The 15,124-nt window shown below is 63.3% G+C and carries 12 protein-coding genes; 3 read left to right on the plus strand and 9 right to left on the minus strand.

Annotated elements, in window-relative coordinates:
- Positions 1-8: 8 nt before the first annotated feature.
- A complete protein-coding gene (locus KDG50_15040; protein ID MCB1866732.1) occupies positions 9-2,003 on the plus strand; it encodes a hypothetical protein in 1,995 nt (664 codons plus the stop codon).
- 181 nt (positions 2,004-2,184) lie between these two features.
- Here KDG50_15040 and KDG50_15045 read toward each other — a convergent pair whose 3' ends face one another.
- From KDG50_15045 to KDG50_15065, 5 genes are all read right to left on the minus strand, one after another.
- Positions 2,185-3,132: a class I SAM-dependent methyltransferase gene (locus tag KDG50_15045; GenBank protein MCB1866733.1), complete on the minus strand. Its 948-nt coding sequence runs from the start codon at positions 3,130-3,132 to the stop codon at positions 2,185-2,187.
- 100 nt (positions 3,133-3,232) lie between these two features.
- On the minus strand, positions 3,233-4,720 hold the full coding sequence (locus KDG50_15050) for a RimK family protein (protein ID MCB1866734.1): 1,488 nt from the start codon (positions 4,718-4,720) through the stop codon (positions 3,233-3,235).
- A 4-nt stretch (positions 4,721-4,724) separates the two neighbouring features.
- On the minus strand, positions 4,725-5,873 hold the full coding sequence (locus KDG50_15055) for a peptidase C39 family protein (GenBank protein MCB1866735.1): 1,149 nt from the start codon (positions 5,871-5,873) through the stop codon (positions 4,725-4,727).
- A gap of 83 nt (positions 5,874-5,956) precedes the next feature.
- Entirely contained in the window at positions 5,957-6,652 is a 696-nt protein-coding gene (locus KDG50_15060) for a response regulator (protein ID MCB1866736.1), read from the minus strand.
- Complete coding sequence (locus tag KDG50_15065; protein ID MCB1866737.1) at positions 6,649-8,442, minus strand: HAMP domain-containing protein; 1,794 nt, start codon at positions 8,440-8,442, stop codon at positions 6,649-6,651. The genes KDG50_15060 and KDG50_15065 overlap by 4 nt, the downstream gene beginning before the upstream one ends.
- Positions 8,443-8,629: 187 nt before the next feature.
- On the opposite strand from KDG50_15065, the gene KDG50_15070 reads away from it, so the two are divergent.
- Together KDG50_15070 and KDG50_15075 are read left to right on the plus strand one after the other, a co-directional pair.
- Complete coding sequence (locus KDG50_15070) at positions 8,630-8,965, plus strand: hypothetical protein (GenBank protein ID MCB1866738.1); 336 nt, start codon at positions 8,630-8,632, stop codon at positions 8,963-8,965.
- A gap of 31 nt (positions 8,966-8,996) precedes the next feature.
- Positions 8,997-10,748 (plus strand): peroxidase family protein, encoded by a 1,752-nt coding sequence (locus tag KDG50_15075; protein ID MCB1866739.1) that lies wholly within the window; start codon positions 8,997-8,999, stop codon positions 10,746-10,748.
- Between the two features lie 63 nt (positions 10,749-10,811).
- Here the strand turns inward: KDG50_15075 and sucD are convergent, their stop codons facing one another.
- The 4 genes from sucD to KDG50_15095 form a co-directional block, all read right to left on the minus strand.
- Positions 10,812-11,699, minus strand: a complete 888-nt coding sequence (sucD, locus tag KDG50_15080; protein MCB1866740.1) for a succinate--CoA ligase subunit alpha — start codon at positions 11,697-11,699, stop codon at positions 10,812-10,814.
- A complete protein-coding gene (gene sucC / locus KDG50_15085; protein MCB1866741.1) occupies positions 11,696-12,868 on the minus strand; it encodes an ADP-forming succinate--CoA ligase subunit beta in 1,173 nt (390 codons plus the stop codon). Before sucC ends, sucD begins: the two co-directional genes overlap by 4 nt.
- Positions 12,869-13,200: 332 nt before the next feature.
- The gene (locus tag KDG50_15090; protein MCB1866742.1) at positions 13,201-14,178 is read right to left on the minus strand and encodes a CoA ester lyase; all 978 of its coding nucleotides are present in this window, start codon (positions 14,176-14,178) and stop codon (positions 13,201-13,203) included.
- 1 nt (position 14,179) lies between these two features.
- A complete protein-coding gene (locus tag KDG50_15095; GenBank protein MCB1866743.1) occupies positions 14,180-15,124 on the minus strand; it encodes a bile acid:sodium symporter family protein in 945 nt (314 codons plus the stop codon).

Raw genomic sequence — 15,124 nt, forward strand, 5'->3', positions numbered from 1 at the left:
CAGGGGAGATGGTCAGCACAGCGCGTAGTCACCTCCTGATTGGGCTCGGTTTGCCCGCAATTCTTGCCGCCATCTGCATGGCGAGCTTCCAGTCGTTCACGGTTGACGATGCCTATATTTCCTTTCGTTACGCGCGCAACCTCGCCGACGGGCACGGCCTGGTCTATAACACCGGCGAGTATGTCGAGGGTTACACCAATCTGCTGTGGACGTTGCTGCTGGCGCTGGCCATCAAGATCGGTATTGACGTTGAATTGTTTTCCAAACTGTTGGGCGCGGCATTTGCGTTTGTCGCACTCTATTTCACCTACCAGTTGGCCGTTCGCATCAAGCCGCTGGAACGAGCGCCAGTTGTCGCGACCTGGATAGTCGCCGGAAGCCTGGTTTTTACCGGCTATGCGGTTCAGGGTATCGAGTCGGCGATGTTCGCCGGTCTGATTCTGGCCGGCACACACCGCTTCTTTGAGGAGCAGGAGCAGGAATTATCGGTTGTCGGTTCAGCGCTGATTTTTGCAGCGGCCGGCCTCACTCGCCCGGAAGCCCCCATGTTTTTGGGCTTGCTGATGCTTGGCATGACCGGCAAAGGCGTTCTAGGGGGTGCGCGCATGGCCGTGCTGTCGAAACCGGATCTGCGTCTCAAGGTCCTCACGATTGCGCTGTGTCTCATTGCGGGACTGGTGCCGTGGACGCTCCACCTTGGTGAAACATCGAGCGCCGGGGCGCTGTTGCCGGGCGTCGTCCTGGTGGGTCTGTGCGTGATAACGGCAGTTCTATTGCCCGCGGCGATGTTTGGCCGGCGAAACCTGTTGCGTGGCGGGGTGTTCCTGGTTCCGTTGTTGGCCCAGGCAATCTGGCGCTCCAACTATTACGGCGAGTGGTTGCCGAACACGCTGCATGCGAAGACCGGCGACATCACACAACAATTCAATGCTGGTCTTGATTATGTAAGCAACTTCTTCGTCCATGAGGGGTTGTTGGCGCTGTCGGCGCTATTCGGCTTGGTTGTTGCATTCACCGAAAACAATCGACGGCTCCTTGCGCTTGCACTTTTGACGGTATACCCATGCGCATATTTCGTGCTGGTTGGCGGCGACTGGATGCCATTGTTTCGCTTTTTTGTCCCGGTGTTGCCGCTTCTGGCATTGCTGAGCGATGCGGCACTTCGGGGGTTGCTTGACTCCCGAGTTCCAGCTCTGCTTTATGGCGCAGTTTCGTTTGTCCTGGTCGTTGCGTTACAGATGATCGGTCAGTATCAGAGCGACGCGGCGGTGTTCCGGACTGCCGAGGCGGAATGGGATCTTCATGCGCAGCGCACGGCAAAATGGTTTGAAGCACAGGAGAATGCGTTCGGCCGGGATCGTGTGGAAGGCACTATTGCCCTCGGGGATATTGGCGAGGTTGGCTACCGTACCAACTATCCGGTGTTGGACCTTCTGGGGCTCGTCACCAGGGATATCGCCGAGCTTCCCGGTGGATACACGCGCAAGATCGGCGCCGGGTATGCGAACTACTTTTTCAGCAAAAAGCCCCGTTACGTCATCATCATTTCAAATCGGAACAGTTGCAGCAGCCCCAGCGTGCCGGGCTCCGCCGTGCTCTACCATGATGCGAGATTCCTGGCGCAGTACACCGAGTCCGGCAGGGTCTGGGCAGGCGGCGATTATTTTTGGTGCATCTATCAGGACAGGGAAAAAGTCATCGATGTCGCGGACAAGTCCTTCACCGATGCAAAATTGCAAGAACTGGATAGCCGATTTCAAACCTATAACAATGTGGATCTGCCCGGCGGGGATATAGACGTTCTGAGTTTCAGGGATGTCTGGCAGATACAGGCCCGTTGCCGACAGGCTTGCCTCGACAATGCTGGCTGTCGCGCCTATACGCACACAAAGCCGCATGCTTCGCTTGGCCAGGGCAATGGCCTTTGCTGGCTGAAGGGATCGGTCGGCCGAAGGATTGGACACGCAAACCTCGTCTCCGGTGAACGGCTTGCGGAACCGTGATCATGCCTCCGTAGGCGAAGGATGGTGTTGCCAATTGGCGCGATGCTGATGGAGAGCGGAACCGTTGTTTCGTCGCATGCGCGGCGTTCGTTCGTCAGACCTCCGCTACACGTTCCACGCGAACCGTCGCAGCCGCAATCGAGTCGACGGATCTTCAGGTTCAGTTTGCTGACTCTGCGCCCTATTGCCTTCCCTTCATCCGGCGATATAGGTTTAATAAGGTCCGCGTAACGAGCCCTTTGCTCCGGTTTCCTGCCATGCCCCATGTGCTCTGCGGCGCCGAAATTTGCTCCGGACGCCTCGCGAGATTAACGGTGTTTAGGGTCTCTTCCGGAAAATGCGGAGAACGACTTGTGCCGCATATGGCAGCTAGCATCAGACGATTCTTGTACGAAATATGGTATGGGTGATGTATTTCAAGAATAGATGTGAAATCGACATCCGCCAGCATGTTGGTCAAGGACGAAAAAGTCGGCCAGAATGAAAAATTATTGTGCAGCGAGGCCCATTTCTGTTTGTGCTTTTCGACATCGGTAGCGTTTGGGGCATGTTCCATTCTGTGGGCGCCAGAGTACTGTCGGCCGTTGTGGTAAATCTCTTCAATGTTGTCATCTTCAGTGGAAATATGTGTGTCAAAAATGACCACTCGATCACACATGCGTTGTAGATTTTGCACGAATCCGAAGAGTTTGCTGGAGTCGATGTGATAAAGCAGGCCCAAGCAGAGAATTACGTCAAACTTACCGTACCTTTCTGTTGACACATTGAGAACATCATCGAGATAAAAAGAAATGTTCCCAAGAGAGAGCATTTCTTTGGCCAGTTCCCCTTTGCGCAGATTTGCCATGCGTCCCTCGATCGACGTTACTTTGCAACCATGCCTGGCAAATTCGATCCCGACACCGCCCTCAAGGGACCCTAGATCCAGAACTGTTAGGTCGGCGGGAGATGCGTTACAAATGTCGAACGTAGCTTGAAGAATCTTCTTCAGCCTGAACGGAAAGTTTTCATTCCGGGTAGGAAGCGTGTAAACGCCATCGCCGAGATAGACATCATGGGCGGTCCAAGGTCCGTGCTCGGAAATGAGTTCTTCGTTCTTCTGTGCAAAGTCACTGAGAATGTTTTTCATGGCTCATTTGTCGATGGTCGCCGCCAAACCAGATCGTCAGCCAAGAGCGTGTTGCCGGCGATCTTGCGGGGTTCGGTGCAAAGCGTCGCCTGCCGACACGTCAATGCGGCAGGGTGCGCAAGTCAAGCCTGCGCACAAACTCGCGCATGATGACGTTGTACAACTCACCCTTGAGGATGCCGTCCTCGACACTGGACTCGATGCTGGGGTTGTCGTTGACCTCGATGACATACACGCCGTCGGCGGTTTCCTTGACGTCCACGCCGTAAAGCCCGTCGCCAATGAGGTTCGCGGCGCTCAGCGCAGCGGCGACGACCGTGGGTGGTGCATCGCCGACCTGCCATGCCTTGTAGCCGCCCTGCTGCACGGCGCCGTCGTCGCGATGCTTGATGATCTGCCAGTGCCGTTTGGACATGAAGTACTGGCAGACATACAGCGGCGTGCGGTTCAGGATGCCGACGCGCCAGTCGAACTCGGTGTACAGCCATTCCTGGGCGAGGATCAGGTCCGAGCGCTGGAACAACTGGTCGGTGATGGCCTTCAGTTCCGCGGCATTTGACGCCTTGAACACGCCCGCGGAAAATGCGCTGTCCGGCAGCTTCAGAACGACTGGATAACCGAAGCCCGACTCGACTTGACGCACCACGCGTGCGCCATCGCTCTTGTAGAGAATGCGCGAGCGCGGCCGCGGAACCCCGTTGGCCGACAGCAGCTCGTCGAGGAACACCTTGTTGGTGCAGCGCAGGATCGAGGTCGGGTCATCGATTACCACCATGTCTTCCGATTCCGCCTTGCGTGCGAAGCGGTAGGTGTAGTGATCGATACGCGTGGTGTCGCGGATGAACAGCGCGTCGTATTCGGCCAGTCGACCATAATCGCGCGGCTCGATGAGTTCCACGTCCAGACCCTGCTGGCGCCCGGCGCGGATGAAGTGCTTCATCGTGCCCTTGTCGGTCGGAGGCATTGGGTCTTTCGGGTTGTGCAGGATCGCCATGTCGTAGCGATAGCTGGCGCGCGGGCGTGCCTTGTCGCGGCGCCGGCGCAGGAATTTCTGCAATGCATGATCGAACGCCGCGCGCTGCGGGGCGCTGAGCTTGTGCACGGCAATCGCCCGTACGCTCTGAATCTGCCAGCCGGGCGAACGGCGGAACTCCACTTGCAGCAGTGGCGCGGGCAGGGCTTCGAACAGCTGCCGTGCGAGGTCCTCGAGTTCGCTTTGCGGGCACTGGCCGAAGAACACGTCGAGCGTGAAGCGATCGGCGTCCTTGCCGCGGTGTGCGCGGCCGACCGCACGTTCAACGAGTTCGTCGAGGTCATCCAGTTCCAGGTCGTAGATGCGCCGGTTGGTCAACGTCAGCATGGTCGCGACCGACGGCAGCACGCGGTGGCCACGTGCCTCGGCCAGCAGCGAGGTGTAGTAGCCGATGCCCTGATAGCGCATGTTGCGGCTCAGATTGATGATCTGGATATCGGTGCTCGCCGCGAGTTCGGTCGAGGTCAGATAGTCCTTTGCTGACATGCAGTTGATTCCGGCCGGCGGGTCCGGCCAATCCGAGTGTCGTTCAATGACGACGATCGGGCGTGCCATCGGTTCAGTTCTCCTTCACGGATGGGTAAATGATCACGGCGGCCTGTTGATCGGCACGGCCGTAGCGCAGCATGCGGGCGAATTCTTCGATCGGAATCGGCAGGTTGACCGAATCGCTCACGCTGCGGTTGCGTTCGTAGTCGACATATGGATCGTGGATGCTGACGTGTCGATCGCCAAAGCCGGTGACGACGACCCAGTGCGGGAAGCGCTCTTCATACAGACGCCAGGACGAAATCAGCAGCAGTACCATCGCGCCGCGGTCGATGGCATCGCGGATGTCGCCGATGCCGATGTGCATGTAGCGAATCGGCACGCCGGCCTGTGCGAGTTCGTTTTCCATGTCCGTCTGCACGATGCGCATGACTTCCTTTTTGTCGTCGTTGCGCACGGAGTCCACGAACAGGGTGCCGGGTGAGCGAATCCAGACCTCGACGCCGAAGCCGCGATGCACGGCCGCGAGCGCCAGCCCCATCGGGCCGCAGCCGCCATGGCCGGTCGTCATGAAAATGGTCGTTGCCTCGCGCCACAGTCGAAGCTCGAGCATGCGGTCGAGTTCGAGATCGGGGTCCAGCGCGGACATTGCCATCATCAACGCCGCCGGTCCGCAGGTGAAATCCAGGGTCTGCTCGTAGTACGGCACGCCGAGCGCGCGTGGGGCGTCCGGCGGGTGCAGCACCTTCTGGAAACGCAGCGCGGTGGCGTGATCCTCGTAGTAGTCGGGCAGGTCGTCGAAATGCGTGTAGCCGTGGGCGCGATAAAGTCCAATCGCGCGGTCATTTTTCGGGTGCACTTCCAGACGCATTTCCACCGCGCCACGACCCATCGCCGCGGCCTCGGCGGCCTCGATCAGGCGCGCGCCTGCGCCATGACCGCGCCAGTCGGGATCGGTGGCGATGGAATACAGCCGCGCGAGCGAGGTCGCACTGCGGTAGAGCACCGTGGCGTAGCCGGCGATGACGCCATCCAGGCGGGCCACCAGGGTGTCCGCATGGGCGCGCGTCAGCAGGTAGCGCAGGCTGCGGCGCGACAGGCGATCGAGCGCGAAGCTGGCGTTCTCGATCTCGACGATGCGGTCGAGGTCGTCGACCCCCGCCTTGGCGATCTCGACCTGTGGCTGCGGCGCGCGCCGGGGCGTAGTGGATGCTTGGATGATCACCGCAAAAGCATACCGGGCCGCTTGGACTTGCGCATCAGCCGCATTGGCCGCGCAGTGGTTCGGGCCGGGGCCGGCGATCAGGTTTCGATGCGGTAGCCGACGCCGTAGACCGAGCCGATCAGCGGCGCAGCGGGGCGGATCGCGTCGAGCTTGCGGCGCAGGTTCTTGATGTGACTGTCGACGGTGCGGTCGGCAACGACGCGGTGGTCATCGTAGATTCGATCGAGCAGCTGTGCGCGACTCAGCACCCGGCCCGGGATCTCGGCGAGCGCCTCGAGCAGGCGAAATTCCACGCGCGTGAGGTCGAGCTTTTCACCGTCCAGGCTGGCGCTGAATCGCTCGCGGTCGATGCCGAGTCCGTCGATTACCGCAACGCGGTCCGGGGCGCCCGGCGTTGCGGCGCGACGGAGCACGGCCTTCACGCGCGCGACGACCTCGCGCGGGCTGTAGGGTTTGCAGATGTAATCGTCCGCGCCGAGTTCCAGCCCCAGCAGCCGGTCGATCTCCTCGACGCGTGCGGTGACCATGATGATCGGTACGCTGCTGAACGCGCGAATCTCGCGGCAGATCGTCAGCCCGTCGACACCGGGCAGCATGAGGTCGAGCAGGATCAGCGCGGGCGGGCTGGTCCGCGCGCGTTCGATCACGCCGCTGCCGGTGTGCATCTGCTCGCAGCGGAAGCCGGCCATGACCAGGTATTCGTCGAGTATCTGGGCGAGCTTGTGCTCGTCTTCGACGATCAGGATGCGTGCCGTGGACCCATTCGCGGTCATTGGGCGGAATCCGGTCGGTGGACCGCGCCGGCGCGTGGTAGCTCGATGATGATCTCGACGCCACCGAGCGCCGAGGCCGCGGCGCGGATCGTACCGCCGTGCGCGAAGACGATGTTGCGCGCGATCGCGAGTCCGAGGCCGGATCCGCCGTGCGCGCGCGAACGCGAACGCTCGACGCGGTAGAGCCGGTCGAACAGTCGCGGCAATGCGTCGGTGGGAACCCCGGGCGCGGAGTCGCGAAACGCGATGCGCGCGAAACCCGGGAATGCCTGTAGTTCGATCTCCAGCCGGCCACCGGCATCGGTATAGCGGGCGCTGTTCTCAAGCAGATTCGTGAACAGCTGGTCGAGCCGCGTGGCGTCGCCCTCGATTGTGACGGCCGGCCAGTGTTCGCCGTCCGCATGCAGCGTGATTTCGGCCTGCGCGAGGCGCTCGTCGAAGCGATCCAGCGCGTCGGCGAGCAGCGCGGCGAGGTCGACCGGCTGCATCCGGTAGTCGACCGCGCCGAGGTCGGACATGGAAAGCTGATAGAGGTCGCCGACCAGTCGCGACAGCCGATGGACCTCGTCGAGCAGCGTCTGCACGGCGCCGGCATCGTTGGTGCGCACGCCGTCCTGGACGGCCTCGAGCTGGGCGCGCAGCACCGCCAGCGGCGTGCGCAGCTCGTGCGCGATGTCGGCAACCCACTGCTGGCGGGTGTATTCGGTCTCGCGCAGCGTCGCGGCGAGGCGGTTGAAATCCATTGCCAGGCGCGCGAGTTCGTCACCGCCGCGCGTGTCCAGTTCCACGTCGTAGTGACCGCCGGCGAGCCGGCGTGCGCCCGTGGACACCGGCGCGAGACGGCGCAGCAGATGATCGGCCAGCAGGGTCGCGATCAGGCTCGTGGCCAGGAATGCCAACGCGGCGATGATCCACAGGTTGCGCCGCTGGGTCGACTCGTATTCCTCCGCGAGTTCGTCGTCGAGCGAGTCGAACGGATGCAGCACCAACCAGCCAACGGTCTTGCCGGCGAGCGCGATGGCCTGCTCGACTGCACGGGTGTCCGCGGGGCGATCCGGGCCGAGCAGTCGTTGGCGATCCGCGTCCAGCAACTGCAGGCGGGCGCTGAGACCGCGCGCGTCCGGGTGGTCACTGACCTGTGGCGGCGGGACGGGCGGCGGGGCCCAGTCCGGGGCGGGGGCGTCGTCCGGACGCCATTGCACCTTCAATAGGCCAGGGTCGGCCGGCGCTGCGTTTCGCAATCCGGTGTCGCCGGGGCCGGATGGTCGCGGATCGCGCCAGTCCGGTCGTCCGCGCGGCGGCGGGCGGTGCGGCGGGAACCCGCCGGGCGGCGGGCCGCCGTCGTGGTCGAGGAACCGCGGCCGGGGCGGATGATCGAGTCGAAAGCGCCGCGACGGCTCACTTGCGTCAGGGAGTTCGCCGGACTGGGGATGCGGGGGCTGAGGGTCCGGTCTGGACGGTCCGGGGTAGGGTGGCGGTCCGCCGCCGGGCCAGGGCGGGGCATGCGGTACGCGCAGTTCCAGCCGGTCGGTGCGGCCGCTGCCCAGGGCCTCCAGCACGCCGTGCCAGATATGCGGGCGCCGCACCACGATCAGCCAGCCGTCGCCGGCCGCATACAGCCGCGCGAGTTCCTCGGCCACGACGGGCAGGTGGCGCGACTCCTGCTGAAACAGAAACGCCTCGAAGTCACGCCGCAGGTTCCACTGCGCGAGCAGTGCGACCAGCACGATGATCAGTGCGTTGGACAGCAGAATGCCGCCGAACAGCTTCTTGCGCAGGGACAGTTGCATGGCCACGCGACAAGCCTAGCGCGAAGTTGCCAAGTCGATCACATCAGTGCGAAAAGCTCCACGCTGTCTGCATATTTGGGCCGCGGACTCCGCGATTTCTGCGCGATTTCATCATCGCTGCGCCCCAATCGCGGCGTAGCGTGTGCAGCGTGGCCGGCGTGGGCCGGCAGCGACGGAGGAAACCGACATGCAGATTGCCACAAGCCTGCTTGCGCTGGCGGCGGCCATGGCGTCCGCCCACGGGCCGAATGTGCCCGGAGCTTGCGCCGCCGAAGCGGAACGCACAACATGGTTCCAGCGACATGATCGTGATCAGAACGGGGGGCTGACCATCGGCGAATTCGCCGCGTTCTGGGCTGAACGCCGGCGCCGGACCATGGTGCGGGATTTCCAGTGGTTCGACACCGACGGCGATGGCGCGCTGACCGCTGCGGAGTTCGATGCGCCACCGCCGCCCGGCCCGCAGGCCGGGCCCCCGGCGTCCAGGGCGCATCCGCCGCCGCGCTGCCCACGGCCGTTCTGATCCGCGCATCGTCCAATACGGAGCACACGATATGATCGTTACCCGAATTCTCAAACACTCGACCCTGCTGGCCGCACTGGGGCTGTCCATCGCGGCCTCGGCCCAGATCGTCCCCGAAGGCGCCGATATGCTGCGCGAGGCCGACGGCAATGCGCCCAACCCCGGTGTGTCGCCGGTGTTGCGCATCCAGCGCATGCCGGCGGCGCCCGCCGACCTCAACCTGCGCTCGGCGATCCGGTCGATCGACGGCAGCGGCAATCATCCAATGGATCCGACCATCGGTGCCGCCGGCACGCCGTTGCACCGGTTCGCCGCCAGCGACTACGGCGACGGCATCTCCACGCTGGCCGGCAGTTCGCGGCTCGGCGCGCGCGAGATCAGCAACATCGTCGCCGCCCAGGATTCGAGCCGCGTCAACGCGCGCGGCGCCAGCGATTTCCTCTGGCAATGGGGCCAGTTCCTGGATCACGACCTCGATCTGACCGATGGTACGGACCCGCCCGAGTCGGCCGACATCAGCGTGCCCGTGGGCGACCCGTTTTTCGATCCGGACGCCACGGGCAGCGCGACGATCCCGTTCAACCGTTCGCTCTACGCGGCGGAGTCCGGTGTGGATGCGGATACACCGCGTATTCAGGTCAACGAGATCACCGGCTGGATCGATGCGTCCAACGTGTACGGATCGGACGATGCGCGCGCGCGTGCGCTGCGCACGCTGGACGGCACCGGGCGGCTGAAGACCAGCGCGGGCAACCTGCTGCCGTTCAATGTCGACGGACTCTCCAACGCCGGCGGTACCAGCGACGCGCTGTTTGTGGCCGGCGATGTGCGTGCGAACGAGCAGGTCGGGCTTACGGTCATGCACACCCTGTTTGTGCGCGAACACAACCGTCAGGCCGACCGGATTCGCGCTGGCAACCGGTTCCTGAACGACGAGGCCATCTATCAGCGCGCGCGGCGCATGGTCGGCGCCTTGATGCAATCGATTACCTACAACGAGTTCCTGCCGCTGTTGCTCGGGCCCGACGCGCTCGGACCGTATGAAGGCTATGTCATGGAGGTTGACGGCGCGATTCGCAATGAATTCTCGACGGCCGCCTATCGGTTCGGACATAGCGCGCTGAGTCCACAGATCCTGCGCCTGGATGCGCGCGGGCGCGAGATTGCCGAGGGTCATCTGCCGTTGCGCGACGCGTTCTTCTCACCATCGCGACTGACCGACGAGGGCGGCATCGAACCGCTGCTGCGCGGACTCGCCATGCAGCGCTGTCAGGAAATCGATCCGTTCGTCGTCGACGACGTGCGCAACTTCCTGTTCGGCGCGCCTGGCGCGGGCGGTTTCGATCTGGCGTCGCTGAACATCCAGCGCGGTCGCGACCACGGTCTGCCTACCTACAACGACATGCGCGAGGCCATGGGGCTGGCGCGCAAGGCAAGCTTCGACGAGATCAGTGACGATCCGCGGGTGCGTGCGCGCCTGGCCGAGGCCTATGCGAGTGTCGACGAGGTCGATCTGTGGGTTGGCGGTCTGGCCGAGACCCACGTCGAAGGTGCGATGGTCGGTGAGCTGGTGCGCACGATCCTCAGCGCACAGTTCGAGGCCCTGCGCATGGGCGACCGGTTCTGGTACGAACGTGTGCTGACGCGGATGGAACTCGACGAGGTTCGATCCACCACGCTCGCGGATGTGATTCGCAACAACACCGCAATCCGCGGCGAACTGCGGGACGACGTGTTCCTTGTGCCAGTTCGCAATCCGCCAGGCCCGCCACCGCGGCCGTAGATTTTTTCCGTTTGCAGTTTCCGCGGCGCGCTTGAGTCAGTCGGCGCGCCGCGGTCGTGTTACTCAGGCGCTTTTGCGCCGTGCTGCGATGACCTGCTGAACGGTTTCGCCGATGCGGGCGGGGTTGTCCACCACGTGCACGCCCAATTCACGCAGCCTCGCCATCTTGGCGGGTGCGGTATCGGCTTCGCCGGAGACGATCGCGCCTGCGTGACCCATGCGTCGGCCGGGCGGGGCGGACACGCCGGCGATGTAGGCGATCAGCGGCTTGTGCATGTGCGCCTGCGCCCACTTTGCGGCATCGACTTCCTGCGGTCCGCCGATCTCGCCGATCATGACGACGGCTTCGGTCTGCGGGTCTTCCTCGAACAGCCGCAGGATGGTGATGAAGTCGCAGCCATTGACCGGGTCGCCGCCGATGCTGACGCTCGTTGACTGGCCGAGTCCCAGAACGTTCATCTGTTCCACGGCTTCATAGTTCAGCGTGCCGGAACGCGAGACGATGCCAACGCTGCCCGGATTGTAGATGTTCGCCGGCATGATGCCGACCTTGCACTCGCCCGGAGTGATGACGCCCGCCGTATTCGGCCCGACGATGACCGCATCGCGTCCAACCAGGTAGCGTTTCACGCGCACCATGTCCTGCACGGGGATGCCGTCGGAGATTACGACGATGACCTTGATGCCGGCGTCGATTGCTTCCATGACCGCATCGGCCGCGAACGGCGGCGGCACGAACACGCCGGATACGTTCGCGCCGGTCGCCGTAACGGCCTGGGCGACGGTGTCGAACAGCGGCAGACCCAGATGAGTTCCACCCCCCTTGCCGGGCGTCACGCCGCCAACCATCGGCGTGCCGGTCTTCATCGCTTCCTGCGCATGGAAGCTGGCGTGCTGGCCGGTGAGACCCTGAAAGATCACCTTCGAATTTTTTCCGATCAGGATGCTCATGCTGCGGCCCCCCCGAGTGCGGCGACGGCCTTTGCGGAGGCGTCGTCGAGATTTGCGGCCTCGATATAGCTGAGACCTGATTGCGCAAGGATCTTGCGTCCTTCCTCCACATTCGTGCCGGCGAGGCGGATCACGATCGGCACGCCGATGTGCTGTTCCTGCATGGCCTTGACGATGCCGTTGGCAACCCAGTCGCAGCGATTGATGCCGGCGAAGATGTTCAGCAGCACGACCTTGACGTTGGGGTCTTCAAGCACGATGCGGAATGCGTTCGCGATCTTCTCGGGCGAGGCGCCGCCGCCGACGTCGAGAAAGTTCGCGGGTCGACCGCCATACAGCGTGATGGCATCCATGCTGGCCATGGCCAGTCCGGCACCGTTGACGATGCAGCCGACGTTGCCGTCGAGCGCGATGTAGCTGAGTCCATGGCCGGAGGCGTCGACTTCCTTGGGGTCTTCCTCGTCGAAGTCACGCAGGTCCGCGATCTCGGGCAGACGGAACATCGCGTTGTCGTCGAAGCTGAACTTCGCATCCAGCGCCATCAGTGTGTCACCGTCGACGATCGCGAGCGGGTTGATCTCGGCGAGCAGGGCGTCCTTTTCGCGAAAACAGCGGTACAGGCCGCGCATCATGCGCACGGCCTGGTTCATGAGTTTGCCGGTGAGCCCGATGCGTGCGGCGATCTTGCGGCACTGGAAGTCGAGCAATCCGACGGCAGGGTCCACGGATTCGCGAACGACCTTCATCGGCTCGCGCTTGGCGACCTCCTCGATATCCATGCCACCGCTGGCCGATGCGATCAGCGTGATGCGCTGCGTCGCACGATTGATCAGCAGGCTCAGATAGAACTCGTGGTTGATCTCGTGCGCCTGCTCGACGAGCACACGGTGAACGATGCGTCCCTCGGGGCCGGTCTGCGGGGTGACAAGGTGCGAGCCGATCAGCGCATCGGTCGCGAGGCGAACCGCTTCCAGTGAGTCGGCGACGCGAACGCCACCACCCTTGCCGCGCCCGCCGGCATGAATCTGCGCCTTGACGACCCAGCGTTCACCGCCGAGTTCCTTTGCGGCCGATTCCGCGTGCAAATCGCTGTGTGCAACGCGCCCCTTGGGCACCCGCACATCGTATTCGCGCAGCAGGTTCTTGGCCTGGTATTCGTGAATGTTCAAGTCTGAGTCTCCGGTTCGATTGTTCAATCACGGCACGCGGAGCGTGCCGTCAGTCGCGTGCGCCGATGGTTCGGCGTCTGCTCGAATTGTTTGGGAAGCTCCGGTCAATCCGTCCAGGAGTGCCACAGCCGCGAAGACGAAAAAGAGTGACTTTTCGTCTTCTTTCATTTTCAACGTCTTACATCCGTTGAAAATGGCGGCACTTCCCTGTGCCGCGGGAAACTCTGAATTGTTCAGAGTTTCCCTAGCATTTTCAACGGCGTGTAGCCGTCGTTGTGGCGGCGCGTCCATGCGCCGCGGGAAACGCTGAACTTTTTCAGAGTTTGCTTTGGTCAGGCGGCCTGTTTGCGAATGCCGCGTTCGATCTGTTCCACCTTGCGCAGCATGGCCTCGGCCTGGCGGATGGAGGCTGCGTCGATCATGCGGCCGTCCAGCGAGACGGCACCGCGGCCTTCGGCCTGGGCCTGTTCCAGCGCCTGCAGGATGCGGCGTGCACGGTCGACCTTGGCGGGTGCGGGCGTGAACACCTCATTTGCGATTGCAATCTGGCTGGGATGAATCGCCCACTTGCCCTCGCCGCCGAGTGCCGCGAACGCGCGGGCGACGCTCTCGAAGCCGGCAGGATCGTCAAAGGCACCGTAGGGTCCGTCGATCGGGCGCAGATCATTGCCGCGACAGGCGACGATCAGGCGTGACATTGCAAAGTGCCATTGATCACCCCAGTGACGCTCGCGTCTGCCGTCCGTGTCGGCATCGGTCAGCACCGCGTACTCGGGGTTCGCGCCGCCCATCTGCGTGGTCTGCGCCTGCAGGGACGCGGCGTAGTCGGCGACACCGAACACCATCGCCTCCATGCGCTCCGGGCAGGTCTCGGCGATGCGCTCGACGTTTGCCATGCCCTTTGCGGTTTCGATCAGCACGTGCAGGTTGATCGGCGCGAGCCCCTTCGCTGCCTCAATCTGCGAGAGCAGCAGGGCGACGAACTCGACGTCGGACGGCTGGTTCACCTTCGGGATCAGGATCGAATCGAGCTTGTCGCCGGCCTGTTCCACAATCTCGACGATGTCTCGATAGGCGTAGTGGCTGTCGAGCCCGTTGATGCGGATCGCGACTGAGCAGCGCGACCAGTCCATGCTGTTCAGCGCCTTGATGATGTTCGCACGCGCCTGGACTTTGTCGTCCGGAGCGACGGCGTCTTCGAGATCAAGGAACACTAGGTCGGCGCCCAGCGTGGGTGCCTTTTCGAGCATGCGCAGGTTGCTGCCCGGAACGGCGAGTTCGCTGCGGTGCAGCCGGTCTTTCATTGCCATATCAAACGACTCCTTGGATGCGACGCGTGGCGGTGCCGATGGTTCGCCCGCGGGCGGACCAGCGTGCGGCCAGCCAGGCGCCGCTGAGGTTATGCCAGATGGAAAACAGTGCGCCGGGCAGGGCCGCGGCCGGCGCGAAAAACTTGCTCGCAAGCGCGACACCCAGGCCGGAGTTCTGCATGCCGACCTCGATCGCCAGTGTTCGCGCCTCGACCCCTCCGTAGCCGAACAAACGCGCTCCGTAGTAGCCGCCGGCGAGGCCGATCGCATTGTGCAGGACGACCGCGAGCAGCACCGGTCCCAGCAGCGTGCCCAGGCGCTCAGAGTTCAGTGCGACGATGATGGCGATGATCAGCACGATCGCGAGAATCGAAACCAGCGGAAACACTGATTTGGCCTTCGCGATCCGCGCCGCGAAGAAGTGATTGACGATGATGCCCGCGAATACCGGCACCAGCACGATGCGCGCGATGGACCACAGCATCTCGATTGCTGGGACCTCCACGCGTGTGCCGATATAGAGCCAGGTCAGCAGGGGCGTTGCGATCACCGCAAGCAGTGTGGATACGGTCGTCAGCGTGATCGACAGCGCAACGTCGCCGCGGGCGAGATAACACACGACATTGGAGGCCGTGCCGCCGGGACAGGCGCCGACCAGGACGAGCCCGGCGGCGAGCATTGGGTCGAGATCCAGGGCCATGGAGATCAGCCAGGCCGCGAACGGCATCAGGGCGAACTGCAACACCGTGCCGATGGCGACCAGTCGCGGTCTGCGCGCAACGTTTGCGAAGTCCGATGCAGTGAGTGTCGCGCCCATGCCGAACATCACGACGCCGAGCAGTGGCACGATCAGGTCTTTCAGACCGACGAGAGACGCCGGCCAGTACCACGCCGCGAGTGATGCGAGGACGGCCCAGACGGGAAACAGCCGTGTGATGGTCGCGAT

The sequence above is a fragment of the Chromatiales bacterium genome, assembly GCA_020445605.1.
Lineage (GTDB): Bacteria > Pseudomonadota > Gammaproteobacteria > JAGRGH01 > JAGRGH01 > JAGRGH01.